We start from the raw sequence: 25,900 nt of genomic DNA, 5'->3' as shown, positions 1-25,900 counted from the left end.
CTTCGCCTCCCGAACGGGTCCACCCCTGGGGACGTACCCCTTCAACACGACCCCACCCCCGCGAAGATCGGCGTCTGGGCAACGTCTAGAGTGGCGTGGTACGCGCAAGCTTCACCCCGCTTTCATCCGGGGAGCTTGCTGGGATTTCTCTGTCAGGGGTGTGCGTGACGGCCGTCGAGTCCCGACCCGCAGGGGTCGTCTTGACTCCCAGCCCGGGGGGCCATCGGCCGTTCGGGGCCCGCGTCAAGGCATTCGTGGCGCTGACCAAGCCGCGGATCATCGAGCTGCTGCTCATCACGACCGTCCCGGTGATGTTCCTCGCCGAGCAGGGCGTGCCGAACCTCTGGCTGGTGCTCGCCACCTGCTTCGGCGGCTACCTGTCGGCGGGCGGCGCGAACGCGCTGAACATGTACATCGACCGGGACATCGACGCCCTGATGGACCGCACGTCCCAGCGTCCGCTGGTCACCGGCATGGTGTCGCCGCGCGAGGGCCTGGTCTTCGGCCTCACGCTCGCGGTGGTCTCCACCCTGTGGTTCGGCCTCCTCGTCAACTGGCTCTCGGCCTGGCTGTCGCTCGGCGCGCTCCTCTTCTACGTGGTCGTCTACACGATGATCCTCAAGCGGCGGACCGCGCAGAACATCGTCTGGGGCGGCATCGCCGGCTGTATGCCGGTGCTGATCGGCTGGTCCTCGGTCACGAACTCGATGTCCTGGGCCGCGGTCATCCTCTTCATGGTCATCTTCTTCTGGACGCCGCCGCACTACTGGCCGCTGTCGATGAAGGTCAAGGACGACTACGCGCGCGTGGGCGTCCCGATGCTCCCGGTGATCGCCTCCAACAAGGTCGTCGCCAAGCAGATCGTGGCCTACAGCTGGGTCATGGTCGCCGTCTCGCTGCTGCTCACCCCGCTGGGCTACACGGGCTGGTTCTACACCGCGGTGGCCCTGGTCACCGGCGGCTGGTGGCTCTGGGAGGCGCACGGGCTCCTGAACCGCGCCAAGGACGGCGCCACGGGGGCCAAGCTCAAGGAGATGCGGCTCTTCCACTGGTCCATCACCTACGTCTCGCTGCTCTTCGTGGCGGTCGCGGTGGACCCCTTCCTCCGCTGACCTCCGTCAGAACCGCTCGGCCGACGGCCGGGCCGCGTGGGAAACACCACGCGGCCCGGCCGTCGCCGTTCGATCTACCCGTCGGTAGCATCCTTGCCATGGCAGACACGACGGCAGACACGACGGCAGGCACGAAGAAGGACGAGCGCAGGGTCGCCCGGCTCGCCAAGCAGATCCAGGCCTTCTCCAAGGAGCACGGCGGCTCCGAGGGGCACCTGGAGCACATCGGCCAGGCGGGCACCCGGATCGTCCTCGTCGGCACGGACGGCCTCTGGGGCGACCTGGTGGCCCCGACGTACGCGGTCGCGGAGCAGGCCGCCGAGAAGGCCGGGCTGACGCTCCACAAGGAGTTCGACGGCGAGTTCGCCGCGAAGGTCGTCACCGGTCCGTACGAGTGGTCCCGGATGGCGGGCATCCAGATCGGCGGCCCCTCCGACCGCTGAAGCGGCGGACGCGCACACGCGAAAGGGCCCACCGGCTCGCGGGAACCGGTGGGCCCTTTCACGTGCGGCGGGGGCCGGCGGGCCTCAGGCCTTCGCGAGCTCCGGGTCGGCCTGGGCCGGGATCGCCGGGGTGGCCGGCGGGCGCTCGCGCAGGCTCAGGGCGAGCCGCACGACCGCGATCCACATCAGCGAGGAGCCGAGCATGTGGGCGGCGACCAGGATCTCGGGGACCCCGGTGAAGTACTGGACGTAACCCACGGCCCCCTGCATGACCAGCACGATCAGCAGGTCGCGGGCGCGGGCCCGGGTGTCGTCCGGGGCGTCCACCACGCGCAGGACCAGCCACATCGCGATGGCGAGCGCGCAGACGACCCAGGCCGCGATCGCGTGCGCGTGCGCGGCGACCGTCCAGTCCCACGGCATGCGCGGCACGTCGCTGCTGTCGCCCGCGTGCTTGCCGGAGCCGGTCACCGTCGTGCCGAGCGCGATCAGCAGGCCCGAGGTGATCGTGATCGCCCAGGACAGCCTGCGGACCGGGCCCGGCACGCGCGGGCGGGGGGCGGTGTCGCCCTCGCCGGTCCGGTGCCAGGTGACGACGGCGACCGTGAGCAGCGCGTTCGCGGCGAGGAAGTGGCCGGCGACCGTCCACGGGTTGAGGCCCATCCACACCGTGATGCCGCCGAGGACGGCGTTGCTCAGCACGATCCAGAACTGGACCCAGGCGAGTCGGGTGAGGCCGCGCCGCCGCGGCTTGACCGAGCGGACGGCGATGATGGCCCAGCCGACGGCCGCCGACAGGACGTACGTCAGCATCCGGTTGCCGAACTCGACGGCGCCGTGGAAGCCCTGCGCGGGCGTGGCGAAGAGGCTGTCGTCCGTGCACTTGGGCCAGGTGTCGCAGCCGAGACCGGAGCCGGTCAGCCGGACCGCGCCGCCGGTGATGATGATGAGCACGCTCATCATGACGGCGGAGAGCGCGGCGCGCCGGAGCGTCCGGGGGGACGGGGTCCAGCGCCGGGCGATGAGGGCGAGGGGGGTCAGCACGGGCCCCATCGTAGGACGGCGCTTGTGCGCGCTTTCACGAGGGGGGCGTATGTGGCCGAACGGAACCTCTCGGTTACTCCCAGCGGAAGAACTTCGCCGCCGCGCCGAGCCCCAGGACCGCCCAGACCGCCAGGATCAGCGCGTCGCCCCACGGCATCGCCGCCCCGCCCTGGAGGACGTCCCGCAGGCCGTCCGAGAGGGCCGAGATGGGCAGCAGGGCGAGCACGTCGCCCGCGGCGCCGAACTTCTCCAGGGGCACGATCACCCCGCCGCCCACCAGGAGCAGCAGGAAGACCAGGTTGGCGGCGGCCAGGGTGGCCTCGGCCCGCAGCGTGCCGGCCATCAGCAGGCCGAGGCCGGAGAAGGCGGCGGTGCCGAGGACCAGGAGCAGCAGCACGGAGAGCGGGTTGCCGTGCGGGGACCAGCCGAGCGCGAGGGCGATCGCCGTGAGGAGCGCGATCTGGAGGACCTCGGTGACCAGGACGGAGAGCGTCTTGGCGGTCATCAGGGCCCAGCGGGGGAGCGGTGAGGCCCCCAGGCGCTTGAGCACCCCGTACCGGCGCTCGAAACCGGTCGCGATGGCCTGGCCGGTGAAGGCGGTGGACATCACGGCGAGCGCGAGGACGCCGGGGGCGAGGAAGTCGACGGGCTTCCCGGCCCCGGTGTCGACGACGTCGACGGTGGAGAACAGCACCAGGAGCAGCGAGGGGATGATCACCGTCAGGAGCAGCTGCTCGCCGTTGCGCAGCAGCATCCTGGTCTCCAGGGCGGTCTGCGCGGCGATCATCCGCCCGACGGGGGCCGCGCCGGGCCGGGGGGAGTGGGTGCCGGTGGACTCCGGGAGGTGGGTGTCCGTGCTCATGACCTCAGCTCCTTGCCCGTGAGTTCCAGGCTGTGCCGACCCGGGGGGCGACCCCCGGACCCCCGGTGGATCTCGGCGGTGGCCGACCTCATGACCTCAGCTCCTTGCCCGTGAGCTCCAGAAATACGTCTTCGAGGGTGTGGCGCTCGACCGCGATGCCCTCCGGCATCACGCCGTGCTGGGCGCACCAGCTGGTGACCGTGGCGAGCAGCTGCGGGTCGACGTCGCCGGTGATCCGGTACGTGCCCGGCAGGGTCTCCGCCGCGGCCGTGCCGTCCGGGAGCGCCTTGAGCAGGGAGCCCAGGTCGAGCCCGGGGCGGCCGGTGAAGCGCAGGGTGTTCTCGGCGCCGCCGCGGCACAGCTCCTCGGGGCTGCCCTGGGCGGCGATCCGGCCGGCGTCGACGATGGCGACGTCGTCGGCCAGCTCCTCCGCCTCCTGCATGAAGTGGGTGGTGAGGACCGTGGTCACCCCGTCGGCGCGCAGCTCGCGGACCAGGTCCCAGGTGGCGCGGCGGGCCTGCGGGTCGAGCCCGGCGGTGGGCTCGTCGAGGAAGACGAGCTCGGGGCGGCCGACGACGGCCATGGCGAGCGCGAGGCGCTGCTGCTGGCCGCCGGAGAGGCGCCGGTAGGTCGTCCGGCCGCAGGAGCCGAGGCCGAGGCGCTCGATCAGGGCGTCCACGTCCAGCGGGTGGGCGTGCAGCTTCGCCATGTGCCGGAGCATCTCGCCGGCGCGGGCGCCGGAGTAGACGCCGCCGGACTGGAGCATGACGCCGATCCGGGGGCGCAGGGCGGCCGCGTCGGCGACCGGGTCCAGGCCGAGGACCCGGACGGTGCCGCCGTCGGGCCGGCGGTAGCCCTCGCAGATCTCGATCGTGGTGGTCTTGCCGGCCCCGTTGGGACCGAGGACGGCGGTGACGGTGCCGGCCCGTACGTCGAGGTCGAGGCCGTCGACGGCGGTCTTGTCTCCGTACCGCTTGACCAGGCCGCGGACCTGGACGACGGACTCACTCGCGGGCTTCCCGTGCATGTCGGGAAGTCTAGAGAGCGCCCGGGGGTCCTTCGGTCGCGGGTCCGGAAGAGTGGTCGAATTCATCCCATGAATGATCATCCTCGCAGGTCAGGTAAGCCTTACCTGAGTGACGCACGGCACCGTCCGCGCGCCGGGTGCCGCTTGTCACTCCCCGATTAATTACGCAACAATGGTGTTGTGAAAAACGTGGGAGCGGCTCCGGTGGAGGAACTCGCGACCCGGGAGCGCTCCACGCGCAACCGGGTGGCGCGGTCGATCCTCGACCACGGGCCGTCGACCGTCGCCGATCTGGCCGAACGGCTCCGCCTCACCCAGGCGGCCGTCCGCCGCCACCTCGACTCGCTGGTCGCGGAGAACGTCGTCGAGGCGCGCGAGAAGCGCGTCTACGGCAACCGCGGCCGCGGCCGTCCCGCGAAGGTCTTCGCCCTGACCGACTGCGGCCGGGACGCCTTCGACCAGTCGTACGACTCGCTCGCCGCCGAGGCGCTCCGCTGGATCGAGCGCAACGCCGGGGGCGAGGAGGCCGTCGCCGCCTTCGCCCGGGACCGGATCGAGAGCCAGGGCCGCGCGTACCGCGAGGCCGTCGAGGCGGCCGAGCCCGCGCGGCGGACCGAGGCGCTCGCCAAGGCCCTCACGGCGGACGGGTACGCTGCCACTGCGCGGAACGCGCCGGTCGGCGAGCAGCTCTGCCAGCACCACTGCCCGGTCGCCCACGTCGCCGAGCAGTACCCCCAGCTGTGCGAGGCGGAGACGGAATTCTTCTCCCGTCTCCTGGGAACGCACGTCCAGCGCCTGGCCACCATCGCCCATGGTGACGGCGTCTGCACCACGTTCATCCCGCACGGCGCACCACAGACCACCGAATCAGCATCCGCAAGCACGGCCGGGAGGAACCCCGCATGACCACCGAGATCAGCCACCCCGAGCTCGAGGGCCTGGGTCGGTACGAGTACGGCTGGGCCGACTCCGACGCGGCCGGTGCCGCCGCCAAGCGCGGTCTGAACGAGGCCGTCGTCCGCGACATCTCCTCGAAGAAGAACGAGCCCGAGTGGATGCTGAAGCTGCGTCTCAAGGGTCTGCGGCTCTTCGACAAGAAGCCCATGCCGACCTGGGGCTCCGACCTCTCCGGCATCGACTTCGACAACATCAAGTACTTCGTGCGGTCCACCGAGAAGCAGGCCGAGTCCTGGGAGGACCTGCCGGAGGACATCAAGAACACGTACGACAAGCTCGGCATCCCCGAGGCGGAGAAGCAGCGCCTCGTCGCCGGCGTCGCCGCCCAGTACGAGTCCGAGGTCGTCTACCACCAGATCCGCGAGGACCTGGAGGAGCAGGGCGTCATCTTCGTCGACACCGACACCGCCCTGAAGGAGCACGAGGAGCTCTTCAAGGAGTACTTCGGCACCGTCATCCCGGTCGGCGACAACAAGTTCGCCTCGCTGAACACGGCCGTGTGGTCCGGCGGCTCCTTCATCTACGTGCCGAAGGGCGTGCACGTCGAGATCCCGCTCCAGGCCTACTTCCGCATCAACACGGAGAACATGGGCCAGTTCGAGCGGACGCTGATCATCGTCGACGAGGACGCCTACGTCCACTACGTCGAGGGCTGCACCGCCCCGATCTACTCCTCGGACTCGCTGCACAGCGCCGTCGTGGAGATCATCGTCAAGAAGGGCGGCCGCTGCCGCTACACGACCATCCAGAACTGGTCGAACAACGTCTACAACCTGGTGACCAAGCGCGCCGTCGCCTACGAGGGCGCCACCATGGAGTGGGTCGACGGCAACATCGGCTCCAAGGTCACCATGAAGTACCCGGCCGTCTACCTGATGGGCGAGCACGCCAAGGGCGAGACCCTGTCCATCGCCTTCGCGGGCGAGGGCCAGCACCAGGACGCCGGCGCCAAGATGGTCCACATGGCCCCGAACACCTCCTCCAACATCGTCTCCAAGTCGGTGGCGCGAGGCGGCGGCCGCACCTCCTACCGCGGCCTCATCGAGATCGGCGAGGGCGCCCCGGGCTCCAAGTCCAACGTGCTCTGCGACGCGCTGCTCGTCGACACCATCTCCCGCTCCGACACGTACCCCTACGTGGACGTGCGCGAGGACGACGTCTCCATGGGCCACGAGGCCACCGTCTCCAAGGTCTCCGAGGACCAGCTCTTCTACCTGATGAGCCGCGGCCTCACCGAGTTCGAGGCCATGGCGATGATCGTCCGCGGCTTCGTCGAGCCCATCGCCAAGGAGCTCCCGATGGAGTACGCCCTGGAGCTCAACCGGCTGATCGAGCTGCAGATGGAGGGCGCGGTCGGCTGAGGCCACCGCCCGCACGCAGCGACCGTTTCCCCGTACGCAGGAAGAGAGCAAGACGACAGCCATGGCTGAGGCTCAGTACATCCCGGCAGGTTCGACCACTGCCGGCTCGATCGCGGTGGCCGCCGAGTCCACCGTCGCCACGCGCATGAGCGCGCCCCCGTCCTTCGACGTCGCGGACTTCCCCGTCCCGCACGGTCGCGAGGAGGAGTGGCGGTTCACCCCGCTGGAGCGCCTGCGCGGGCTGCACGACGGCACCGCCGTCGCCACCGGCGAGGGCGTCAAGGTCGACATCGAGGCCCCCGAGGGCGTCACCGTGGAGACCGTCGGCCGCGACGACGAGCGCCTCGGCCGGGCGGGCACCCCCGTCGACCGGGTCGCCGCCCAGGCGTACTCCTCCTTCGAGAAGGCCTCGGTCGTCACCGTCGCCAAGGACGCCGTCCTCGCCGAGCCGATCCGCATCGCCGTGCACGGCCGGGGCGGGGTCGCCTTCGGCCACCAGGTGATCGAGCTCGGCGCCTTCGCCGAGGCCGTCGTGGTCATCGACCACACCGGCGACGCTGTCCTCGCCGCCAACGTCGACTACGTCCTCGGCGACGGCGCCAAGCTCACCGTCGTCTCCGTCCAGGACTGGGACGAGAAGGCCGTCCACGTCGCCCAGCACAACGCGCTCGTCGGCCGCGACGCCTCCTTCAAGTCGGTCGTCGTCACCTTCGGCGGCGACGTCGTCCGCATCCACCCGCGCGTGGCGTACGCGGCCCCCGGCGGCGAGGCCGAGCTCTTCGGCCTGTACTTCACCGACGCGGGCCAGCACCAGGAGCACCGCCTCCTGGTCGACCACAACACCCCGCACTGCAAGTCCAACGTGGCCTACAAGGGCGCGCTGCAGGGCCAGGACGCGCACGCCGTCTGGATCGGCGACGTGCTCATCCAGGCCGCCGCCGAGGGCACCGACACGTACGAGCTGAACCGGAACCTGGTCCTCACGGACGGCGCCCGGGTCGACTCCGTGCCGAACCTGGAGATCGAGACCGGCGAGATCGCCGGCGCCGGTCACGCCTCGGCCACCGGCCGCTTCGACGACGAGCAGCTCTTCTACCTGATGTCCCGGGGCATCCCGGAGACCGAGGCCCGCCGCCTCGTCGTCCGCGGCTTCTTCGCCGAGCTGGTCCAGCAGATCGGCCTGCCCGACGTCCAGGAGCGCCTGCTCGCCAAGATCGAGGCGGAGCTGGAGGCCTCCGTCTGATGGCCTTCGTCCGAGTCTGCGCACTGAGCGAGCTGGAGACCGACACCCCGAAGCGGGTCGAGGTCGACGGCACGCCGGTGTCGGTCGTGCACACCGAGGGCGAGGTGTTCGCGATCAACGACATCTGCTCGCACGCGAACGTCTCCCTCTCGGAGGGCGAGGTCGAGGACTGCGCCATCGAGTGCTGGCTGCACGGGTCCAGCTTCGACCTGCGCACCGGCAAGCCCTCCGGCCTTCCCGCGACGCGCCCCGTCCCCGTATACCCCGTAAAGATCGAAGGGGACGATGTGCTCGTCTCCGTCACCCAGGAGTCCTGAGTCACCCATGGCTACGCTTGAAATCCACGACCTGCACGTCTCCGTCGAGGCGGAGAACGGCCCCCGCGAGATCCTCAAGGGCGTCGACCTGACCATCAAGCAGGGCGAGACCCACGCCGTCATGGGCCCCAACGGCTCCGGCAAGTCGACCCTGGCGTACTCGCTGGCCGGCCACCCGAAGTACACGATCACCGGCGGCACCGTCACCCTCGACGGTGAGGACGTCCTGGAGATGTCGGTCGACGAGCGCGCCCGCGCCGGCGTCTTCCTGGCCATGCAGTACCCGGTCGAGGTCCCCGGCGTCTCGGTCTCCAACTTCCTGCGCACCTCCGCCACCGCCGTCCGCGGCGAGGCGCCCAAGCTGCGCACCTGGGTGAAGGAGGTCAAGTCCGCGATGGAGCAGCTCCAGATGGACCCGGCCTTCGCCGAGCGCAACGTCAACGAGGGCTTCTCCGGCGGTGAGAAGAAGCGCCACGAGATCCTCCAGCTGGAGCTCCTCAAGCCGAAGATCGCGATCCTCGACGAGACCGACTCCGGCCTCGACGTCGACGCCCTGCGCGTCGTCTCCGAGGGCGTCAACCGCGTCCGCGAGACCGGTGAGGTCGGCACCCTGCTGATCACCCACTACACGCGCATCCTGCGCTACATCAAGCCCGACTTCGTGCACGTGTTCGCGAACGGCCGCATCGCCGAGTCCGGCGGCGCCGAGCTCGCCGACGTGCTGGAGAACGAGGGCTACGACAAGTACGTGAAGGGTGGCGCGTCCGCGTGACTTCTGCCCATCAGGGGCTCTCCGGCCTCCTCGACACCGAGGCGATCCGCAAGGACTTCCCGCTCCTGGACCGCACGGTCCACGACGGCAAGAAGATCGTGTACCTCGACTCCGCGGCGACCTCGCAGAAGCCGCGCCAGGTCCTCGACGCGCTCAACACGTACTACGAGCGCCACAATGCCAACGTCCACCGCGGCGTCTACACGGTGGCCGAGGAGGCGACGGCGCTCTACGAGGGCGCCCGTGACAAGGTCGCGGCCTTCGTCAACGCGCCGAGCCGCGACGAGGTCATCTTCACGAAGAACGCCTCCGAGTCGCTCAACCTCGTGGCCAACATGCTGGGCTGGGCCGACGAGCCCTACCGCGTGGACCACGAGACCGAGATCGCCATCACGGAGATGGAGCACCACTCCAACATCGTGCCGTGGCAGCTGCTCTCGCAGCGCACGGGCGCGAAGCTGAAGTGGTTCGGCCTCACCGACGACGGCCGTCTCGACCTCTCGAACATCGAGGAGGTCATCACCGAGAAGACCAAGATCGTCTCGTTCACGCTGGTCTCGAACCTGCTGGGCACGGTCAACCCGGTGGAGACGATCATCCGCCGCGCCCAGGAGGTCGGTGCGCTCGTCTGCATCGACGCCTCCCAGGCGGCCCCGCACATGGTCCTGGACGTGCAGGCGCTCCAGGCCGACTTCGTGGCCTTCACCGGCCACAAGATGTGCGGCCCGACCGGCATCGGCGTGCTGTGGGGACGGCAGGAGCTCCTGGAGGACCTGCCGCCCTTCCTCGGCGGCGGCGAGATGATCGAGACCGTCTCGATGCACTCCTCGACGTACGCGCCGGCCCCGCACAAGTTCGAGGCGGGCACGCCCCCGATCGCGCAGGCCGTCGGCCTCGGCGCGGCCGTGGACTACCTGTCGGCGATCGGCATGGAGAACATCGCGCGCCACGAGCACGCGATCACCGAGTACGCCGTCCGGCGCCTCCAGGAGGTCCCGGACCTGCGGATCATCGGCCCCACCACGGCCGAGGACCGCGGCGCGGCGATCTCCTTCACGCTCGGCGACATCCACCCGCACGACGTGGGCCAGGTCCTCGACGAGCAGGGCATCGCGGTCCGGGTCGGCCACCACTGCGCGCGGCCGGTCTGCCTCCGCTACGGAATTCCCGCGACCACGCGGGCGTCGTTCTATCTGTACTCCACTCCGGCCGAGGTCGACGCCCTGGTCGAGGGACTGGAGCACGTACGGAACTTCTTCGGCTAGGGGACGCTCGTGAAGCTGGATTCGATGTACCAGGACGTCATCCTGGACCACTACAAGCACCCGCACGGGCGCGGTCTCCGGGACGGCGACGCCGAGGTGCACCACGTCAACCCGACGTGCGGCGACGAGATCACGCTCCGCGTGAAGTACGACGGCTCGCGCGTCGAGGACGTGTCGTACGAGGGCCAGGGCTGTTCCATCAGCCAGGCCTCGGCGTCCGTCCTCAACGAGCTGCTCGTCGGCAAGGAGCTGGCCGAGGCGCAGAAGATCCAGGGCACCTTCCTGGAGCTGATGCAGTCCAAGGGCCAGATCGAGCCGGACGAGGCGATGGAGGAGGTCCTGGAGGACGCGGTCGCGTTCGCCGGGGTCTCCAAGTACCCCGCCCGGGTGAAGTGCGCCCTGCTGAGCTGGATGGCCTGGAAGGACGCGACCGCCCAGGCGCTGGGGGACGACGACCAGAAGTCCGAGAGGAAGTCGGCATGACCGAGAACGCCGGGGCCACCATGAAGCCGGCCTCCGAGGAAGAAGTCCGCGAGGCGCTGTACGACGTCGTCGACCCCGAGCTGGGCATCGACGTCGTCAACCTGGGGCTGATCTACGGCATCCACATCGACGACTCCAACGTCGCGACGCTGGACATGACCCTGACGTCGGCGGCCTGCCCGCTGACCGACGTGATCGAGGACCAGGCGAAGTCCGCCACGGACGGCATCGTCAGCGAGCTGAAGATCAACTGGGTCTGGATGCCGCCGTGGGGTCCGGACAAGATCACGGACGACGGGCGCGAGCAGCTGCGCGCGCTCGGCTTCAACGTCTGAGCGGTCCCGCTTCGCACGAACGGCCGTGCTCCCCTGACAGACTGGGGAGCATGGCCGTTCGCATGTACCACCTCGCCGTCGACTCCCACGACCCGTCCGCCCAGGCCCGCTTCTGGGCCTCGGTCCTGGACTGGAAGGTCCTCTACGAGGACGAGCACGAGGTCGTCGTCGGCGCCGACGAGCACGCTCTGCCCGGGATGTGCTTCCTGCCCGTGCCCGAGTCCAAGACGGTCAAGAACCGGCTGCACCTCGACCTCACCCCCGACGACCGGGACGCCGAGGTGGAGCGGATCCTCGCCCTCGGGGCGACCCGGATCGACGTCGGGCAGGGCGAGGACGCGACCTGGGTGACCCTCGCGGATCCCGAGGGCAACGAATTCTGCGTACTGCGGCCGAAGCGGTCGCTCACGGACTGAGGCGACCGCTCCCGCCGGGCCGTCAGGAGTCCTGCGCCCGCTCCGCCGCCGCCCGGGCGAGCACCGGCGCCAGGTTCTCCCGGCGGATCCGCTGGTCGACGTAGAGCAGCCCCGACACCAGCGGCGGGAAGAGCGCGGAGAACACCTGGGCGATCAGCGATCCGGCGACCATGACGATCAGTGCCGGCGCGAGCAGGGAGAAGAACTCCCCGGCCGTGTCCGGGGCCTGGTCCCCGTCGAGGGAGAGGGGCGCGGACGCCACCGCGCCCAGCACCTGCTGGAACACCATGCTGACGACACCCGTGATCACGGCGGCCACCAGCAGACCGCCGAAGGTCCGCCACCACGAGCCGGTCACCAGGCGCCAGGACCGCCGCAGGGACGCCGTGGCGCCCTGACGCTCCATCACCGCCACCGTCGGGGCGAAGGCGAGCTTCACCCAGATCCAGGTGCCGAGCGGGGCGATCAGCAGGAGCGCGGGGAGGAGCAGCAGCGTCGCGGCGGGGCCGGAGTCGTTGGCGATCAGCACGGCCATCAGGCCGACGAACAGGCCGCCGACGAGCAGGAACGGCACCAAAATGGTCAGCGACGTCAGCAGGATCGTGCCGAGCACCGCGGGCATCCGCGCCCACGCGCGCCCCCACACGGTCCCGAACGCGACGCGGCCGCCCAGGACCGCCTCCTGGAGGACCACGGGCACCGCCGCCGACACCAGGGCGCTCGCGACCATCATGACGACCACCGAGAACAGCCAGACGCAGCCGAACGCGATCAGCAGCGGAAGGCCGTCCTCCCACGACGGCTCCGCGTCCTCCGGCAGGTCGAACACGCCGGGCACGTGGTCCGCGACGGCCAGGTAGCCGACGCCGAACGCGGCGGCGACCAGCAGGAGGGTGAAGCCGTAGGCGACGGTCGTGACGCCCACGAGCTGCTTCCAGTGGCGCCCGAAGGTGCTGAAGGCGGCCGTCAGGACCTCGCTGAGGTCGAGCGGCCGCAGGGGTATCACGCCGGGCTTCGGCGGGGGAGGTGGAGGAGTGTGGCCGTAGCCGTAGGGCCCCGTGGGATAGGTCATGGCGACACCGTATCGGTCGTCGCACCGCACACCCGTACGAGACGGTACGTACGCCCGTACACAAGGGTGTGTACGCTCGTACGCATGGGTTACGGACTGCTGGCGGGCGCCATAGCGGCGGAGATCCTCGCCACCACCTCGATGAAGTACAGCGACGGCTTCAGCAAGCTCTGGCCCTCGCTCGTCACCGGCGTCGGCTACCTGATCGCCTTCGTGCTCCTGGCACAGGCGCTCAAGACGCTCCAGGTCGGCACCGCGTACGCCATCTGGTCCGGCGTCGGCACCGCGGCCGTCGCCGCCATCGGCGTCCTCTTCCTCGGCGAGACCCTGAGCCTCGCCAAGGTCGCCGGGATCCTCCTCATCGTCGCCGGGGTCGCCGTCCTCAACCTCGGCGGCGCCCACTGATGGCCCGGGCCCGCCGCCACGACCCCGGCCGCCGCGAGCGCATCGTGGACGCGGCCCTCCGGGTCGTCGGACGGTCCGGCATCGCCGGGCTGAGCCACCGCACGGTGGCCGCCGAGGCGGACGTGCCGCTGGGCTCCACCACGTACCACTTCGCCTCTCTCGACGAACTCCTCGTCGCGGCGCTCCGCGCGGCCAACGAGAACTTCGGGCGGCAACTGCGCGAGCGGGCCGCCCTCCTGGACCCGGACACCGACCTCGCCGCCGTCCTCGCCCGCTTCCTGGGGGAGTGGCTGGGCGGCGAACGCACCGGCGTGGAGCTGGAGTACGAGCTCTACCTCGCCGCCCTGCGCCGCCCCGCCCTGCGCCCGGTCGCCGCCGAGTGGACCGGGGCCGTCACCGCCGCCCTGGCCCCCCGCACCGACCCCGTCACCGCCCGCGCCCTGGTCGCCCTCATGGACGGCGTCTGCCTCCAGGTCCTGCTCACCGGCGGGGCGTACGACGAGGAGTACGCGCGCGCGATGCTGGGCCGGATCCTGGGGCACGGGGCCCCGGACGAAGCACCGAGAACCCCCGGCCGGGGCTCGTCCGAACCGACGGCGCGCCGGACCGACACCTGAGACCGGTTGGCCCGGGCGGGGGCCCGCCGGTTAGGTTTTCCGTCATGACCACTGCTCCTCGCACCACCGGCGCCGTCGCCGCCGGCCTCGCCACCCTCGCCGGCGACGGCACCGTCCTCGACACCTGGTTCCCCGCCCCCGAGCTGACCGACGCGCCCGGCCCCGCCGGCACCGAGCGGCTCGACCCCGACGCGGCCCTCAACGCCCTCGGCGAGGGCGCCGCCAAGGCCCTCGGCGTGGACGCCCGCCGGGGCGTCGAGGTGGTCGCCGTCCGCACCGTCATCGCCTCGCTCGACGAGAAGCCGCTCGACGCCCACGACGCGTACCTGCGCCTGCACCTGCTCAGCCACCGCCTGGTCAAGCCGCACGGCCAGAGCCTGGACGGCGTCTTCGGCCTGCTCGCCAACGTCGCCTGGACCTCGCTCGGCCCGGTCGCCGTCGACGACGTCGAGAAGGTCCGGCTCAACGCGCGCGCCGAGGGCCTGCACCTCCAGGTGACCTCGATCGACAAGTTCCCCCGCATGACCGACTACGTGGCGCCCGCCGGGGTTCGCATCGCCGACGCCGACCGCGTCCGCCTCGGCGCCCACCTCGCCGCCGGCACCACCGTCATGCACGAGGGCTTCGTCAACTTCAACGCCGGCACCCTCGGCACCTCGATGGTCGAGGGCCGCATCTCGGCCGGCGTCGTCGTCGGCGACGGCTCCGACATCGGCGGCGGCGCCTCCACCATGGGCACCCTCTCCGGCGGCGGCAACGTCGTCATCTCCATCGGCGAGCGCTGCCTGATCGGCGCCGAGGCGGGCGTCGGCATCGCGCTCGGCGACGAGTGCGTCGTCGAGGCCGGCCTGTACGTCACGGCCGGCACCCGGGTCACCATGCCCGACGGCGAGATCGTGAAGGCCCGCGAGCTCTCCGGCGCCTCGAACATCCTCTTCCGCCGCAACTCGGTCACCGGCGCCGTCGAGGCCCGCCCGAACAACGCGGTCTGGGGCGGCCTCAACGAGGTCCTGCACAGCCACAACTGAGGCCCCGTGCACGGCTGACCGCCCCCGCGCCCCGTCGTCAGACGGCCGGCAGGGCGGTCAGCCGCTTCCCGTGCAGGGCCGCGAGGCGCTTGCCCGAGGCCGCCACGTACCACTTGTCGACCGCGCCCGTGCCGTCGTTGTACGTCCAGCGCAGCTTGCCGGTCCGGGCGTCGAAGGCGAGGACCCCGCCCTTGGGGTCGAGCTCCGTCGCCGCGTAGAGGTTCCCGCCCGCCGTGACGAACTGCCAGGGGTACGCGACCTCCAGGAGCTCCGCGTTGCGCCAGCGCTCCCTGCCCGTCGCCGGGTCCACCGCCCGCAGCACGTGCGCGGAGTCGGAGGCGTAGAGCACCCCGTCCAGGACGGCGGGGCTGTGGAAGCGGGTGTACGACTCGTCGGCCGCAAGCGACCAGCGCTCCGTGCCGTCGGCCAGGGCGAAGGCGCGCAGCCGCCCGCCGTCGGCGACGACCACCAGGCCCCCGTGGACGGCGATCCGCTCGCTGTTGGAGCGGCCGATCTTCTTCGTCCACACCTGCCGGCCCGTGGCGGTGTCGCGGACCGTCACGTTCTCCCGGAAGTCCGTGTAGACGAGGTGGCGGCCGGAGACGGCGGCGGTGATGCCGAACTCCTGGGTGCCCTTGTCGCGCCGCTCCTGCCAGACCACCTTGCCGGAGGCGATGTCGAGGGCCGCGATCACGTTCTCCTCGACGCTGTAGTCCGCCTCCAGGATCCCGGCGAGGACGTAGACCCGCCGCTCGTCGACGGCGATCGTGCGGGGCTGCGCGTACTTCTTCCCGCCGAGCCTGCTGCGCCAGGTCTCCTTTCCGGTGGCCGGGTCGAGGCCGACCACGTCCCCGTCGTACCGGGCGCTGGCGAGGTACAGGGTGCCGCCCGCGACCAGCAGCTTCGCGCCCGGTACGGCGACCTTCTCGCGGGACCAGAGCTCCTTGCCGGTGGTGAGGGAGCGGCCCGTCAGCGGATCGCCGGAGACCATGACCACGTCCCCGGCGACGGCGAGCGCGTCCATCGCGCCGAGCGCCCCGGCCATGGCGTCGGCCTGCCACAGCGGGCCCGGGGCGGTGCCGGGCGGCGGGGTGGTGAAGGCGTCCCCGGGAGCGGCCGCCCCGGCCGACGGGTTCTTCCCGTTCCTGCCGGGCGCGGTGGCGTCGGCGGCCGGCTCCTCCACCGGGCCGCAGCCCCACGCGCCCACGCCGAGCGCCGCCAGGCCGAGACCGGTCCCGGCCAGCCGGATCAGACGTCTGCGGGACGGCCCGTGCTCCCCGGCGGCCGTCGTCCCGGCCGTGCTTCCCCCGCGTATCGGCATGTGTCCGCTCCCCGTTCCCTCGTCCTGTTCGTTCCACGGCCGGGCGGCCGTCCGGCGCCCGGAGCGGGCCCAGGCTAACCGGGGGACCAGGCGCCGCCCCGGGGCGGTACGCGATGGGGACAGGGCCGTGAAACTCCGGACGGCACCGTGAAGATCCCGTCACACGGCAACGCGCGCGTGACGCGCACGGCAACCGATCCGGTGACGCTGCGTTATCCGTACGGGGGCGGAGAGCCCCGTACGCAGACGAGACGAGGAGCCGACATGAGGACGAGGCCCATGGCCACCGGGGTGGGCGCGGCGGTGGCGGTCCTGCTGTCCGCCGGAACGGCGGCGGCGGACGAGACGCACCTGCACTCGCACAACGGCCCGAACGTCTCCCTGGTCTCCACCGGCCAGATCGACGACCCCCTGGAGGACGTCCTGGAACACGCCGCGATCCTCGGCCGCACCTACAGCGGGGACTCCGCCTGATCCGGCCGCAGCAGCGCCTCGTGGAGCGCGCGCAGTCCGTCGGCCGTCTCCCGGTCGGCGGGCAGCAGCGGCTCCCGCAGGGGACCGCCGAGGAGGGCCTTGGCGGTCACCGTGCCCGGCAGGCCCGAGGCCATCATCCGCTCGGCGAGCGGCAGCAGCCGGGCGTTGAGCCGGGCCGCCCCGGCGGTGTCGCCCGCGTCGAAGGCGTCCAGGACCGCCCGCAGCTGACGGGGCGCCACGTTCGCCACCGTGCTGACGTACCCGGCGCCGCCCACCGCGTACAGCGGCAGGTTCAGCTCCTCGCAGCCCGAGTAGTACGCGAGCCCGGTCTCCGCGATCAGCCGGGCCGCGCCGAGCAGGTCGTACGAGCAGTCCTTCACCGCCACGATCCGGGGGTGCGCGGCGAGCCGCCGCATCGTCGCGGGCTCGACGCGGGTGCCGGTCCGGCCCGGGATGTCGTAGACCATCACCGGCAGGCCGGTCGCGTCCGCCACCTTCAGGAAGTGCGCCTCGACGGCCGCCTGCGGAGGGCGGCTGTAGTACGGGGTGACGACGAGCAGCCCGTCCGCGCCCGCCTCCTCCGCCGCCCGGGCCAGCCCGGAGGTGTGCGCGGTGTCGGCGCTGCCGACGCCCGCGAGGACCGAGGGGCCGGGGCCGACGGCCTCCCGGACGGCGCGGACGAGCGCGGTCTTCTCGGCGTCGGTGGTGGTCGGGGACTCGCCGGTGGTGCCGTTGAGGACGAGCCCGTCGCAGCCCTCCGCCACGAGCCGGACGGCGAGGGCGCCCGCCGCGTCGGGGTCGAGCGCGCCGGCGGGGGTGAAGGGCGTGATCATCGCGCAGAGCGCGCGGCCGAAAGGCGGTGCGGTGGTCATGCGGGAAGTCTGGGCGCGGCGGACGGTGAAGGTCCACTTAGATCTTCTTGGCCGGAAAGGTAAGGACTGCTGAAGGGTGGGACGGCGCACGCCCGCGCCGAGTCTCGGCGCGGGCGTGGAGGGGCCTACGGGCTTACGGGCGGAACCGCAGGACCTGCGGGTCGTGGTCGCTGTCCTGGTCGGCGAACTCCGCGTTGATGTGGACGCTGTCGTATGCGAAGTGGCGGATCCCCGGGCTGGTCAGGATCTGGTCGAGGACCTGGCTGTTGCCCTGGTACACGTACGAGTAGCGCTCGCCGCGCGGCAGCGACTTCACCGCCGGGTACAGCGCGCCGCCGGCCGTCAGCGCCTTCGTGGTGCCGGAGAACTCGAAGTCGTTGATGTCGCCGACCACCAGCACGTCGGCCTGCTTCTCGACCGCGAGGAGCTGCTTCACGAAGCCGTTGACGGCCTGGGCCTGGAGCAGGCGCTTCGCCTCGGAGGAACGGTTCGGCGGCTGGTGGTGGGAGACGATCGACTCGTCCCCGCCCTTCGAGCCGAAGTGGTTGGCGATCACGAAGACCGTACGGCCCCGGAAGACGAACTCGCCCGCGAGCGGCTTGCGGCTGTCCGCCCAGGCCGTGTTCGCCGGGTCGATCCGGCCGGGGGAGACGGTCAGCGCCGCGTGCCCCTTGCGGCCGGTGACGCCGGTCGCGGTGGTGGCGTCGCCGCCCGGGCGGTCCGTGAAGGAGACCCGCGCCGGGTTGAAGAGGAAGACCTGACGGATGTTGCCGCCGGGCTCGCCGCCGTCCTTGTTGTTCTCCGGGTCGACCGAGCGCCACTCGTACGCCGGGCCGCCGGCCGCCACGATCGCGTCGGTGAACTTCTTCACCGTCTGACCGGCGCTCACCGTGCCGTCGTTCTTGGCGCCGTTGTCGTCCTGGATCTCCTCCAGGGCGACGACGTCCGGCGAGGCGAGGTTCTCCACGACCGCCTTCGCGAGCGCGTCGAACTTCTCCTGCGGGTCGGTCGGGTCGAGGTTCTCGACGTTGTACGTCGCCACGGCCAGCTCGTTCCGGTGCTGCCGGTCCGTGGTCTCGCGCTTCAGGCCCCGGTCCACGACCGTGCCGAGGGTGCGAGCGGTCAGCGTGTAGCCGCCGTACTGGTTGAAGTCGAGCGGGCCCTCGGTGGCGCCGGCGAGCACGTCGCCCACGTTCGCCTTGGGGAACGGCTGCTGGGCGGTCGGGACCAGCGACTGGACCTGGAGCCGGCCGGTGTTCTGGTCCTCGTACGAGCCGTAGACCGTGCCGCCGCGCCGGTTGGCGTTCTCCCACGGCTTCACCGTGACCCACAGCTCGGAGTACGGGTCGGTGGCGCCGACCACCCGCGAGGTGCCGATCCGGACGTTGGTGCCCTCCAGGGACTCGTAGTAGTCCAGGGCGTACGTCCGGGGCTTCAGGGTCAGGCCGTTGATCGAGCCGTCCGCGGCCGGGTCGCCCGCCGGGGCGTACGCGTCCGGAACGGACCAGGACGAGATCGTCACGGGGGCCGGCACCGGGTTGCCCTGCGAGACGACGGTGACGACCGGCTTGGAGAGCTGCGTCAGCGACTGGTTGCCGGAGGCGAGGCCGCCGGGGACGTACTCGGTGACCGTGCCGTTCACGCTCACCGCGTCGCCGACCGCGACGGTCGGGACGGAGCTGGTGAAGACGAACAGGCCCTCGCTGGTGGCCGGGTTCGCGTCGGGGGTGGGGTCCTGGATCCAGAAGCCGCGCGAGCCGTAGGTGCGGACGCCGGTCACGATGCCCGTGACACCGGTGACCTGCTGCCCGACCAGGGGCGAGACGCGGGTCGTGCCCTGGATGTCGTGGATGCGGGCACCGGCGCCGTCCTCGGCGGACGCGCTCGCCGAACCGGCGAGCAGTCCGGCGGCCAGGGCGGCGGACACGACGGCGGCGACGGCCGCGGTTCTCGGTATGGAGGAAGACATCAGGGACTCCGAGGGTGCTTGGAGGAACGGCAGATGGATCTACGCGCGTCAATCTCTTGGCAGGGCACCCCACTTGTCAAGGGTCGACGGGTGTACGAAGGCTGACGAATCCGTGAACCGGCGGACCTCCCCCCGGATGCGTCTACGCTGGGACGGCTCTCCGGGACCACTCGCCGAGACCGCTTTCCCGAGCCCGCTCGCCGAACGCCCTCCCGAGCCCCCGCCCACCGACCGCTTTTCCCGGACCCCCTGTTCACCCGCTCACCCCGTACGCGCCGAGGAGACCCCCAGAATGTCAGCGGACCACCCCACCCTTCCCCCCGTTCGGCTGCGTGCGGACGCGGAGCTGGCGCGGGACGCCCTGGCCGCCCCCCTCCTCGCCGACGCGGCCCGGCTCGCCCGCTGGACCGGGCCCGACACCCGGGTCGACGCGGGCGGCGACCTCGTCGACGAGCAGCTCCCGGCGGCGGCCGGGGCCCTGGGCCTGACCGCCGACGAGGAGGGCGAGCTCCGGGCGGGCGACGCCTGGCGGCTCGCGGTCGACACCGGCCTCGTGGAGGTCGAGGACGGCGAGCCGGCGGACGGGGCCGGCGAGGAGGACGTCCCCGGCCGGGCCGGGCCCGGCGAGAACCTGGCGCTGCTCACCGGCGGTTCGCCCCGGGACGTCCTCGCGCTCTGGCTGGACGGCTTCGACACCGTCTTCGCGGACGCCGTCGCCCCCGTCCTCGACGACCTCGACGACCTCATCGGCGAGGACGGCGAGATCGACGTCGACGCCCTCGACTGGGACCCCGAGGCCGAGGCCGAGTTCCTGGAGGGCGTGCTCGGCAACCTCTACCTGCTGACCGTCAGCGAGGGCGGGGCCGGCGAGGGCCCGGTGCCGCTGCCCGCGCTCGCCGCGTCGATGGTCGTCCCCGACGACATGGGCGAGCCCACCGACGACGTCCTGGAGCAGGTCTCCGACGCCATGATGCGGCTGGACGAGCAGTTCCGGCTGCTGGAGCCGATCGGGCTCGTGGAGTACCAGCCCCTGGACGAGGCCCTGATGGTCGAGGAGGGCGAGGAGCCGGCCGTCTCCGTCGACGACGAGGACGTCACCCGCTACGGCATGGTCCGGCTCACCCCGCTCGGCCTCTACGGCGTCCGGGCCCGGATGCTGGAGGCCGGCGTCGACGCGCCCGCCGTCGGCGACCTGGCCGACAAGGGCGCCGACGCCCTCCTCGACGGGATCGCCGGCTACCCGGAGGCGGCGGCCCGCGAGGAGACCGCCGTCTGGCTGGCCGGGCGCGACGCCCTCGGCGCGGCCCGCGAGCTGCTGCACGCCGCCCGGGGCTCCGACGCGGGCTCCCCGCTCCGCCGCCTCCACTGCCAGCAGACGCTCTCCCTGGTGGGCCCGGAGGCGGAGCCCGCCGTGCGGGAGGTCCTGGACGACGCGGAACTCGGCGGCCTGGCGCGGGTCTGGCTCGCGGAGCGGGGCGCGGCGGACGTACCCGCGCCGCCGGAGTCGATGATCTTCTGGCTGGCGATCGACACGATCGCGGCCCAGCTCGACGCGGAGGGCGACCTGGAGGAGCTCCAGGAGCTGATCGAGGGCCTCACCGGGCGCCACGGCGGCTTCTTCGAGGCGGCCTGGAGGGTGGAGCACCCGGCGACGGCGGAGGTCCTGGAGGCGATGGGCCGGCTGCACCGGGACAAGGGCGCGGCGAAGGAGGCCCGCAAGGCCGCCTTCAAGGCCCGCTCGCGCTCGGGCGCCTGACGGCACGGCAGGGTTCCGGTACGCGGACGGATACGGGAACGGGTACGGCGTGAGGCTGCGCCACCGGGAGCCCGGAGCGCCCGGAGCGCCCGGAGCGCCCGGAGCGCCCGGGCGTCCGGTGACATCCGGGTGCCGGGTGCCGGGTGCCGTCCGGCCTTCGGCGGTGTCCCGGTGCCGTCCGGGCGCCGCTCGCGGTGGTGCCGCCGGCGGCCCGTGCGGTCCGCCCGCCGTACGGAAGAGGGCTCCCGGGAGGACCCGGGAGCCCTTGCGGTCCGGTCGGTCAGAGGGCCTGGGCGGCCGGCTTCACCATGCCCCGGACGGTCCGCGACTTCACGAACTCGCCCATCGCCGTCATCTCCCACTCGCCGGAGAACTGCTTGATCAGCTTCGCCATCATCACGCCGGTCTGCGGCTCGGCGGTGGTCAGGTCGAAGCGGACCAGCTCCTCGCCCGTCGCCGCGTCGATCAGCCGGCAGTAGGCCTTGGCGACCTCGGTGAACTTCTGGCCGGAGAAGGAGTTCACCGTGAAGACGAGGCCGGAGACCTCGGCGGGCAGCCGGCCCAGGTCGACGACGATCACCTCGTCGTCGCCCGCGCCCTCGCCGGTGAGGTTGTCGCCGGAGTGCTTGACCGAGCCGTTGAGGATGGTCAGCTTGCCGAAGTAGCAGCTGTCCAGATGGTTGCGCTGGGGTCCGTACGCGATGACGGACGCGTCCAGGTCGATGTCCTTGCCCCGGTAGGCGGGCTCCCAGCCGAGGCCCATCTTGACCTGCGAGAGCAGCGGACGGCCGCCCTTGACCAGGGACACCGTCTGGTTCTTCTGGAGGTTGACCCGGCCCTTGTCGAGGTTGATCTTGCCGGTGGCGGCGGGCGCGGCCGGGGGAGCGGCGGGGGCCGGGGGCGCGAGCCGGGGGTCCACGGGGGCGACGGGCGGCGCGGGCGGGGCCGGGGGTGCCGGAGGCGCGGCCTGCGCGGCGGGGGCCGGGGGAGCGGCCGGCTCCTCGTCCACCGAGACGCCGAAGTCGGTCGCGATGCCCGCGAGCCCGTTCGCGTAGCCCTGGCCCACCGCGCGGGCCTTCCACGCGCCGTTGCGCAGGTAGATCTCGACGACCACGAGCGCCGTCTCCGTGGCCAGGCGCGGCGGGGTGAAGGTGGCGAGCACGGCCCCGCCGTCCGCGTCGCGGATCGTCGCCGTGGGCTCGACGCCCTGGAACGTCTGGCCCGCGGCGTCCGGGCTCGCCGTGACGACGATCCTCTCGACGCCGGCCGGCAGGGCGCCGGTGTCGACCAGGATCGCGTCGGGCGCGGTCCCGCCGCCGGAGCGGTAGGTGACACCGGGCCCGGCCGGCTGGTTGTAGAAGATGAAGTCGTCGTCCGAGCGCACCTTGCCGTTGGCGCCGAGCAGCAGGCCCGAGACGTCGAGCCGCACGGGGGCGGCGACGTCCACCGCCACGCGCGTGGCGGTGAGAGGGATGTTCGAGCCGGGGGTCATAGCGGTCATGCCAGGGCTAACGATCCGGGCCCCTTTGCCGTTCCCTTACCTTCGCCCGGTTCGGCCACCCTGATTACGGGGGTGGTCGCGCGCCTGCCGTTCGTTGCCGAAGCGGTACGCGCCCGTCCAGCGGGCCATGACCAGCTGGGCGTCGCCCGATTCCACCTCCGCCAGGAACTTCTCGGCGCGCCCGCCGCGCAGCACGCCCGCGGCGCGGCCCTGGTGGGTGAGGACGACGGAGCCGTCGCCCCGCTGCTCGTACGTGAATCCGTGAGGTCGTGGCATGACGGGCATCCTGCCGTTCCCGGTCAGATCCGTCATATGAATATTCTTTCGACCCATGGGTGCTGTGGGGGCCGGGGGGACGGGGGCGGACGCGGTGGGGCGGGAGAGACCGGAGGGCGGGGGCTCGTTCCGGACGGGAGACGTGGACGAGGCGCGCGAGGAACTCGACGCGCGGTACTACACGAGCCGCATGGACCTGGTCGAACGCGGCTCGCGCCCCTTCGCGGCGCGGTTCGACACCGTCGTCCTCGGGCCGCTGGTCATCGGTGACCTCAGCTGCGGGGCCGACGTCCGGATGAGCTTCGGGGAGCTGGGCGCCTACCACCTGAACGCCCCGCTGACCGGGACGATGGAGTTGCGCCAGGGCGGCGGCCCGCCGCTCGTCGCGACGGCCTCCGAGGCGCTGCTGCTCGACCCGGCGGGGGACACCTTCCTGGACCGCTGGAGCGGCGACTGCCGGACCCTGGCGGTGAAGATCGGGGCGGCCGCGCTGCGCGAGCGCCTCGAACGGCTGACGGGACGGCCGCCGCGCGGCCCGCTCGTCTTCGCGCCCCGCCTGGACATCACGCGCGGCCCCGGCCTGAGCTGGGTGCGCTTCGCCCGCCAGGTCGCGTACGGGGCGCTGGCCGGGGAGGGCCTCGCCCGGCACGAACTGGTGGCGGGACCCCTCCAGGAGGCGCTGCTCAACGGACTGCTCCTGGCCGCCGAGCACCCCTGGCGCGAGGCGCTCGACCATCCGGGGGAGGCCCGGCGCCCGGCCCCGGTCAAGCGGGCGATGGACGCGGTGCGGGAGCGCCCCGAGCACCCGTTCACCACGACCGAACTCGCCGCCCTGGCCCGGGTGAGCGTCCGCCGCCTCCAGGAGTCCTTCCGGGAGTACGTGGGGATGTCCCCGATGGCGTACGTACGGGAGGTCCGCCTCGACCGGGTCCGCGAGGAGCTGCGGGCGGCCGCGCCGGACGAGGTGAGCGTGAGCGAGGTGGCCTGGCGCTGGGGCTTCGGCCACCAGGGCCGGTTCGCGGCGCGCTACCGCGAGAAGTACGGCGAGTCCCCGTCCCGGACGCTGCGGGCGGGACGCTGAGGGGGGTGTGGCGCGGGGGCGCCCGACGGCGGTATCGCGCCAAAGCCGCCGGGCGGGCCCGGGCGGGACCGGCGGTCGTGGCGCCGGCCGGAGCCGCCGGACGGGGTCGGGCCGCCGGGGGCGCGTCCCCCGGCCGGGGCGTGCTTCGGTTGCCCCGATCCGTCGCGCATTCCGGACAGCCCCCGCGTTCCGCGGCTCGCGACGATCTTCGGCCGGGCCTACGGTGAGCGGGTCCGGTCCGCCCGTGCGGACGGTCACCCGGACCCGGCCGGCTCCCCCGTATCAGTCCGGCCGGGTCCTGCGTACTTCCGCGGCGCGCCTCCGGGTCAGACGAGGCCGCCGTTGGCCGTCAGCAGCTGCCCGTTGACCCACTGGCCCTCGGGCGAGCAGAGGAAGTCCACCAGGTGCGCCGCGTCCCGGGGGGTGCCGAGGCGGCCGAGCGGGGTCTTCCGGACGATCTCCTCCCGCAGCTCCCCGGACATCCAGCCGGTGTCCACGGGGCCGGGGTTGACGACGTTCGCGGTGACCCCGAGGTGCGCGAGTTCGTGGGCGGCCGCCAGGGTGATGCGGTCCAGGGCGCCCTTGCTCGCCCCGTACGGGAGGTTCCCCACGGTGTGGTCGCTGGTCAGGGCGACGACGCGGCCGGTGCCCGGGGTCCCGGTGAACCGCCGGCCGTACTCGCGGATCAGCAGCCAGGACGCGCGCGCGTTGACCGCGAAGTGGCGGTCGAAACTCTCGACCGTGGTGTCGAGCAGACCGGAGTCGACCGACTCGCAGTGGCACAGGACGAGGGCCGTGACCGGGCGGCCGAGGAGCCGCTCGGCGGTGTCGAGGACGAACGCGGGGGCCTCCGGGTCGGCGAGGTCGGCCTCGACGGCCTCGGCGGTCGCGCCCCGGGCGGTGAGGTCACGGACGATCGCCTCGGTCGCGCCCGGCTCGACGCCCCACTCCATGCGCAGGTCGTAGGGGGTCCAGTGGGTGAGGACCAGGTCCCAGCCCGAGTCCGCGAGGCGGCGGGCGACGGCCGCGCCGATGCCGACGGTACGGCCGACCCCGGTCACGAGGGCGAGGGGACGGGACATGCGGCGGCTCTCCTCCGGTCGGTCCCGGGACACGCTAGGAAGCCGCCTGACGGGCCGTCAACGCGGTTTCCGGGAGTGCTCCTCCCGGCGGCGGCGCCGGGCGAGGGCGAAACCGACGCCCGCGAGGAGGGCGGGGAGGGCGGACAGCGCCGTCAGGGAGGACAGCCAGCCGGAGGTGAGGCGTTCCGTCGCGCCGCTCGCGTACTGGCAGGTCGCCTGCGGCGGGAAGAAGGAGTACTCCAGCGTCCTGGGCGGGTGGTACCCCCAGCCCCCGCCCGCCGAACAGGCCGACGACGGGCCGGTGAACAGCTCCCAGCCGGCCAGCGCGTACAGCAGGAGGAAGAGGGACCCGGTCACGAAGAAGGCGGACCCCGTGCGGCTCACCTGCTCGGCCCTGCTCCTCGGCTCCACCAGCGGGTCGCCGGGGCGCGGTTCGAACCACTCCACCACCAGCGCCGTGAACAGGCAGACGACCAGGACCGCCAGGGCGACCCAGAGGAGCGCGCCGAGGACCCACGCGTTCCCGAGCGAGGACACGTCCCCCCGCTCGAACTCGCAGACCGTGGCCGGGGGGAACGCCTGGTTCCGGGTCCCCCGCAGCCCGCCGAGCCCCCGGACCAGCCCCTGGGCGCACCGCTCGTCGTACTCCATCATCAGGAACAGCGCGATGCCCGAGCCGACCAGGAGCGCGGCGAACGAGATCCGCACCGCGGCCCACAGCCCGCCCGTCCGATAGCCGCCGTACGTACGCGTGTCCGTCATCCGCGCACCCTAGCGGAGCCCGGGGCCCGCACCAGGCCGGGTCCTCA

General features: G+C 72.3%; 28 protein-coding genes. 17 read left to right on the top strand and 11 right to left on the bottom strand.

Annotated elements, in window-relative coordinates; translation table 11 throughout:
• Positions 1-164: 164 nt before the first annotated feature.
• Together ACIQD7_RS11890 and ACIQD7_RS11885 are read left to right on the top strand one after the other, a co-directional pair.
• A complete protein-coding gene (locus ACIQD7_RS11890; RefSeq protein WP_062757152.1) occupies positions 165-1,112 on the top strand; it encodes a heme o synthase in 948 nt (315 codons plus the stop codon).
• A gap of 98 nt (positions 1,113-1,210) precedes the next feature.
• On the top strand, positions 1,211-1,555 hold the full coding sequence (locus tag ACIQD7_RS11885; protein ID WP_390755256.1) for a hypothetical protein: 345 nt from the start codon (positions 1,211-1,213) through the stop codon (positions 1,553-1,555).
• A gap of 84 nt (positions 1,556-1,639) precedes the next feature.
• On the opposite strand, the gene ACIQD7_RS11880 is transcribed toward ACIQD7_RS11885, so the two are convergent.
• From ACIQD7_RS11880 to ACIQD7_RS11870, 3 genes are all read right to left on the bottom strand, one after another.
• Positions 1,640-2,608, bottom strand: a complete 969-nt coding sequence (locus tag ACIQD7_RS11880; RefSeq protein WP_402441462.1) for a heme A synthase — start codon at positions 2,606-2,608, stop codon at positions 1,640-1,642.
• Between the two features lie 64 nt (positions 2,609-2,672).
• Complete coding sequence (locus ACIQD7_RS11875) at positions 2,673-3,461, bottom strand: ABC transporter permease (RefSeq protein WP_402441461.1); 789 nt, start codon at positions 3,459-3,461, stop codon at positions 2,673-2,675.
• Positions 3,462-3,549: 88 nt separating this feature from the next.
• Complete coding sequence (locus ACIQD7_RS11870) at positions 3,550-4,488, bottom strand: ABC transporter ATP-binding protein (protein WP_161372172.1); 939 nt, start codon at positions 4,486-4,488, stop codon at positions 3,550-3,552.
• 180 nt (positions 4,489-4,668) lie between these two features.
• Here ACIQD7_RS11870 and ACIQD7_RS11865 point away from each other — a divergent pair, with 180 nt between their 5' ends.
• From ACIQD7_RS11865 to ACIQD7_RS11825, 9 genes are all read left to right on the top strand, one after another.
• Entirely contained in the window at positions 4,669-5,394 is a 726-nt protein-coding gene (locus ACIQD7_RS11865; protein ID WP_402441460.1) for a helix-turn-helix transcriptional regulator, read from the top strand.
• Positions 5,391-6,806, top strand: a complete 1,416-nt coding sequence (gene sufB / locus ACIQD7_RS11860) for a Fe-S cluster assembly protein SufB (protein ID WP_121830034.1) — start codon at positions 5,391-5,393, stop codon at positions 6,804-6,806. Before ACIQD7_RS11865 ends, sufB begins: the two co-directional genes overlap by 4 nt.
• A gap of 61 nt (positions 6,807-6,867) precedes the next feature.
• Positions 6,868-8,049, top strand: a complete 1,182-nt coding sequence (gene sufD / locus ACIQD7_RS11855; protein ID WP_121830035.1) for a Fe-S cluster assembly protein SufD — start codon at positions 6,868-6,870, stop codon at positions 8,047-8,049.
• Entirely contained in the window at positions 8,049-8,366 is a 318-nt protein-coding gene (locus tag ACIQD7_RS11850) for a bifunctional 3-phenylpropionate/cinnamic acid dioxygenase ferredoxin subunit (protein ID WP_030205123.1), read from the top strand. The genes sufD and ACIQD7_RS11850 overlap by 1 nt, the downstream gene beginning before the upstream one ends.
• Positions 8,367-8,373: 7 nt before the next feature.
• The gene (gene sufC / locus ACIQD7_RS11845; protein WP_015032758.1) at positions 8,374-9,138 is read left to right on the top strand and encodes a Fe-S cluster assembly ATPase SufC; all 765 of its coding nucleotides are present in this window, start codon (positions 8,374-8,376) and stop codon (positions 9,136-9,138) included.
• Positions 9,135-10,403 (top strand): cysteine desulfurase, encoded by a 1,269-nt coding sequence (locus ACIQD7_RS11840; RefSeq protein ID WP_121830036.1) that lies wholly within the window; start codon positions 9,135-9,137, stop codon positions 10,401-10,403. Before sufC ends, ACIQD7_RS11840 begins: the two co-directional genes overlap by 4 nt.
• Positions 10,404-10,412: 9 nt before the next feature.
• The gene (sufU, locus tag ACIQD7_RS11835) at positions 10,413-10,886 is read left to right on the top strand and encodes a Fe-S cluster assembly sulfur transfer protein SufU (protein ID WP_062756636.1); all 474 of its coding nucleotides are present in this window, start codon (positions 10,413-10,415) and stop codon (positions 10,884-10,886) included.
• Positions 10,883-11,221 carry a metal-sulfur cluster assembly factor gene (locus ACIQD7_RS11830; RefSeq protein WP_055644196.1) on the top strand — a complete coding sequence of 113 codons (339 nt, stop codon included), beginning with the start codon at positions 10,883-10,885 and terminating at the stop codon, positions 11,219-11,221. Before sufU ends, ACIQD7_RS11830 begins: the two co-directional genes overlap by 4 nt.
• A gap of 50 nt (positions 11,222-11,271) precedes the next feature.
• A complete protein-coding gene (locus ACIQD7_RS11825; RefSeq protein WP_121830037.1) occupies positions 11,272-11,637 on the top strand; it encodes a VOC family protein in 366 nt (121 codons plus the stop codon).
• A 22-nt stretch (positions 11,638-11,659) separates the two neighbouring features.
• Here ACIQD7_RS11825 and ACIQD7_RS11820 read toward each other — a convergent pair whose 3' ends face one another.
• Positions 11,660-12,709 (bottom strand): oxidoreductase, encoded by a 1,050-nt coding sequence (locus ACIQD7_RS11820; RefSeq protein WP_402441459.1) that lies wholly within the window; start codon positions 12,707-12,709, stop codon positions 11,660-11,662.
• Positions 12,710-12,793: 84 nt separating this feature from the next.
• On the opposite strand from ACIQD7_RS11820, the gene ACIQD7_RS11815 reads away from it, so the two are divergent.
• From ACIQD7_RS11815 to dapD, 3 genes are read left to right on the top strand one after another with little or no spacing between them, the layout of a single operon-like run.
• Positions 12,794-13,114, top strand: coding sequence for a DMT family transporter (locus tag ACIQD7_RS11815; RefSeq protein ID WP_402441458.1), 321 nt, complete (start codon positions 12,794-12,796; stop codon positions 13,112-13,114).
• On the top strand, positions 13,114-13,731 hold the full coding sequence (locus ACIQD7_RS11810) for a TetR/AcrR family transcriptional regulator (RefSeq protein WP_402441457.1): 618 nt from the start codon (positions 13,114-13,116) through the stop codon (positions 13,729-13,731). The genes ACIQD7_RS11815 and ACIQD7_RS11810 overlap by 1 nt, the downstream gene beginning before the upstream one ends.
• A gap of 44 nt (positions 13,732-13,775) precedes the next feature.
• Positions 13,776-14,759, top strand: coding sequence for a 2,3,4,5-tetrahydropyridine-2,6-dicarboxylate N-succinyltransferase (gene dapD / locus ACIQD7_RS11805; protein ID WP_121830041.1), 984 nt, complete (start codon positions 13,776-13,778; stop codon positions 14,757-14,759).
• A 37-nt stretch (positions 14,760-14,796) separates the two neighbouring features.
• Here dapD and ACIQD7_RS11800 read toward each other — a convergent pair whose 3' ends face one another.
• Complete coding sequence (locus ACIQD7_RS11800; RefSeq protein WP_402441456.1) at positions 14,797-16,080, bottom strand: PQQ-binding-like beta-propeller repeat protein; 1,284 nt, start codon at positions 16,078-16,080, stop codon at positions 14,797-14,799.
• 264 nt (positions 16,081-16,344) lie between these two features.
• Here ACIQD7_RS11800 and ACIQD7_RS11795 point away from each other — a divergent pair, with 264 nt between their 5' ends.
• On the top strand, positions 16,345-16,554 hold the full coding sequence (locus ACIQD7_RS11795; protein ID WP_402441455.1) for a hypothetical protein: 210 nt from the start codon (positions 16,345-16,347) through the stop codon (positions 16,552-16,554).
• Here the strand turns inward: ACIQD7_RS11795 and dapA are convergent.
• Positions 16,533-17,426, bottom strand: coding sequence for a 4-hydroxy-tetrahydrodipicolinate synthase (gene dapA / locus ACIQD7_RS11790; RefSeq protein WP_402441454.1), 894 nt, complete (start codon positions 17,424-17,426; stop codon positions 16,533-16,535). The genes ACIQD7_RS11795 and dapA overlap by 22 nt on opposite strands.
• 133 nt (positions 17,427-17,559) lie before the next feature.
• A complete protein-coding gene (locus ACIQD7_RS11785) occupies positions 17,560-19,395 on the bottom strand; it encodes an endonuclease/exonuclease/phosphatase family protein (RefSeq protein ID WP_402441453.1) in 1,836 nt (611 codons plus the stop codon).
• A 292-nt stretch (positions 19,396-19,687) separates the two neighbouring features.
• Here ACIQD7_RS11785 and ACIQD7_RS11780 point away from each other — a divergent pair, with 292 nt between their 5' ends.
• Positions 19,688-21,151: a hypothetical protein gene (locus ACIQD7_RS11780; RefSeq protein ID WP_402441452.1), complete on the top strand. Its 1,464-nt coding sequence runs from the start codon at positions 19,688-19,690 to the stop codon at positions 21,149-21,151.
• Positions 21,152-21,431: 280 nt separating this feature from the next.
• Here ACIQD7_RS11780 and ACIQD7_RS11775 read toward each other — a convergent pair whose 3' ends face one another.
• On the bottom strand, positions 21,432-22,652 hold the full coding sequence (locus ACIQD7_RS11775) for a TerD family protein (RefSeq protein WP_390755251.1): 1,221 nt from the start codon (positions 22,650-22,652) through the stop codon (positions 21,432-21,434).
• Between the two features lie 36 nt (positions 22,653-22,688).
• Positions 22,689-22,928 (bottom strand): hypothetical protein, encoded by a 240-nt coding sequence (locus ACIQD7_RS11770; protein WP_121834040.1) that lies wholly within the window; start codon positions 22,926-22,928, stop codon positions 22,689-22,691.
• A 55-nt stretch (positions 22,929-22,983) separates the two neighbouring features.
• Between ACIQD7_RS11770 and ACIQD7_RS11765 the strand changes: the two genes are divergently transcribed.
• On the top strand, positions 22,984-24,009 hold the full coding sequence (locus ACIQD7_RS11765; RefSeq protein ID WP_402441451.1) for an AraC family transcriptional regulator: 1,026 nt from the start codon (positions 22,984-22,986) through the stop codon (positions 24,007-24,009).
• A gap of 326 nt (positions 24,010-24,335) precedes the next feature.
• On the opposite strand, the gene ACIQD7_RS11760 is transcribed toward ACIQD7_RS11765, so the two are convergent.
• Entirely contained in the window at positions 24,336-25,091 is a 756-nt protein-coding gene (locus tag ACIQD7_RS11760) for an SDR family oxidoreductase (RefSeq protein WP_402441450.1), read from the bottom strand.
• Positions 25,092-25,148: 57 nt separating this feature from the next.
• Positions 25,149-25,853, bottom strand: a complete 705-nt coding sequence (locus ACIQD7_RS11755) for a hypothetical protein (protein ID WP_402441449.1) — start codon at positions 25,851-25,853, stop codon at positions 25,149-25,151.
• Positions 25,854-25,900: the final 47 nt, after the last annotated feature.

Source organism: Streptomyces sp. NPDC093071, from assembly GCF_044754545.1.
Taxonomy (GTDB): domain Bacteria; phylum Actinomycetota; class Actinomycetes; order Streptomycetales; family Streptomycetaceae; genus Streptomyces.
The sequence above is the reverse complement of the archived record's forward strand: the minus strand, read 5'-3'. Positions and strand labels throughout refer to the sequence as shown.

What these genes read in the sequence shown, in the direction of transcription:
- ACIQD7_RS11885 (WP_390755256.1), top strand. Translation starts at nt 1,211, where the DNA reads ATGGCAGACACGACGGCAGACACGACGGCAGGCACGAAGAAGGACGAG.
- ACIQD7_RS11880 (WP_402441462.1), bottom strand. Translation starts at nt 2,608, where the DNA reads ATGGGGCCCGTGCTGACCCCCCTCGCCCTCATCGCCCGGCGCTGGACC.
- ACIQD7_RS11875 (WP_402441461.1), bottom strand. Translation starts at nt 3,461, where the DNA reads ATGAGCACGGACACCCACCTCCCGGAGTCCACCGGCACCCACTCCCCC.
- ACIQD7_RS11870 (WP_161372172.1), bottom strand. Translation starts at nt 4,488, where the DNA reads ATGCACGGGAAGCCCGCGAGTGAGTCCGTCGTCCAGGTCCGCGGCCTG.
- sufB (WP_121830034.1), top strand. Translation starts at nt 5,391, where the DNA reads ATGACCACCGAGATCAGCCACCCCGAGCTCGAGGGCCTGGGTCGGTAC.
- sufD (WP_121830035.1), top strand. Translation starts at nt 6,868, where the DNA reads ATGGCTGAGGCTCAGTACATCCCGGCAGGTTCGACCACTGCCGGCTCG.
- ACIQD7_RS11850 (WP_030205123.1), top strand. Translation starts at nt 8,049, where the DNA reads ATGGCCTTCGTCCGAGTCTGCGCACTGAGCGAGCTGGAGACCGACACC.
- sufC (WP_015032758.1), top strand. Translation starts at nt 8,374, where the DNA reads ATGGCTACGCTTGAAATCCACGACCTGCACGTCTCCGTCGAGGCGGAG.
- ACIQD7_RS11830 (WP_055644196.1), top strand. Translation starts at nt 10,883, where the DNA reads ATGACCGAGAACGCCGGGGCCACCATGAAGCCGGCCTCCGAGGAAGAA.
- ACIQD7_RS11825 (WP_121830037.1), top strand. Translation starts at nt 11,272, where the DNA reads ATGGCCGTTCGCATGTACCACCTCGCCGTCGACTCCCACGACCCGTCC.
- ACIQD7_RS11820 (WP_402441459.1), bottom strand. Translation starts at nt 12,709, where the DNA reads ATGACCTATCCCACGGGGCCCTACGGCTACGGCCACACTCCTCCACCT.
- ACIQD7_RS11815 (WP_402441458.1), top strand. Translation starts at nt 12,794, where the DNA reads ATGGGTTACGGACTGCTGGCGGGCGCCATAGCGGCGGAGATCCTCGCC.
- ACIQD7_RS11810 (WP_402441457.1), top strand. Translation starts at nt 13,114, where the DNA reads ATGGCCCGGGCCCGCCGCCACGACCCCGGCCGCCGCGAGCGCATCGTG.
- dapD (WP_121830041.1), top strand. Translation starts at nt 13,776, where the DNA reads ATGACCACTGCTCCTCGCACCACCGGCGCCGTCGCCGCCGGCCTCGCC.
- ACIQD7_RS11800 (WP_402441456.1), bottom strand. Translation starts at nt 16,080, where the DNA reads ATGCCGATACGCGGGGGAAGCACGGCCGGGACGACGGCCGCCGGGGAG.
- ACIQD7_RS11795 (WP_402441455.1), top strand. Translation starts at nt 16,345, where the DNA reads ATGAGGACGAGGCCCATGGCCACCGGGGTGGGCGCGGCGGTGGCGGTC.
- dapA (WP_402441454.1), bottom strand. Translation starts at nt 17,426, where the DNA reads ATGACCACCGCACCGCCTTTCGGCCGCGCGCTCTGCGCGATGATCACG.
- ACIQD7_RS11785 (WP_402441453.1), bottom strand. Translation starts at nt 19,395, where the DNA reads ATGTCTTCCTCCATACCGAGAACCGCGGCCGTCGCCGCCGTCGTGTCC.
- ACIQD7_RS11780 (WP_402441452.1), top strand. Translation starts at nt 19,688, where the DNA reads ATGTCAGCGGACCACCCCACCCTTCCCCCCGTTCGGCTGCGTGCGGAC.
- ACIQD7_RS11775 (WP_390755251.1), bottom strand. Translation starts at nt 22,652, where the DNA reads ATGACCGCTATGACCCCCGGCTCGAACATCCCTCTCACCGCCACGCGC.
- ACIQD7_RS11770 (WP_121834040.1), bottom strand. Translation starts at nt 22,928, where the DNA reads ATGCCACGACCTCACGGATTCACGTACGAGCAGCGGGGCGACGGCTCC.
- ACIQD7_RS11765 (WP_402441451.1), top strand. Translation starts at nt 22,984, where the DNA reads ATGGGTGCTGTGGGGGCCGGGGGGACGGGGGCGGACGCGGTGGGGCGG.
- ACIQD7_RS11760 (WP_402441450.1), bottom strand. Translation starts at nt 25,091, where the DNA reads ATGTCCCGTCCCCTCGCCCTCGTGACCGGGGTCGGCCGTACCGTCGGC.
- ACIQD7_RS11755 (WP_402441449.1), bottom strand. Translation starts at nt 25,853, where the DNA reads ATGACGGACACGCGTACGTACGGCGGCTATCGGACGGGCGGGCTGTGG.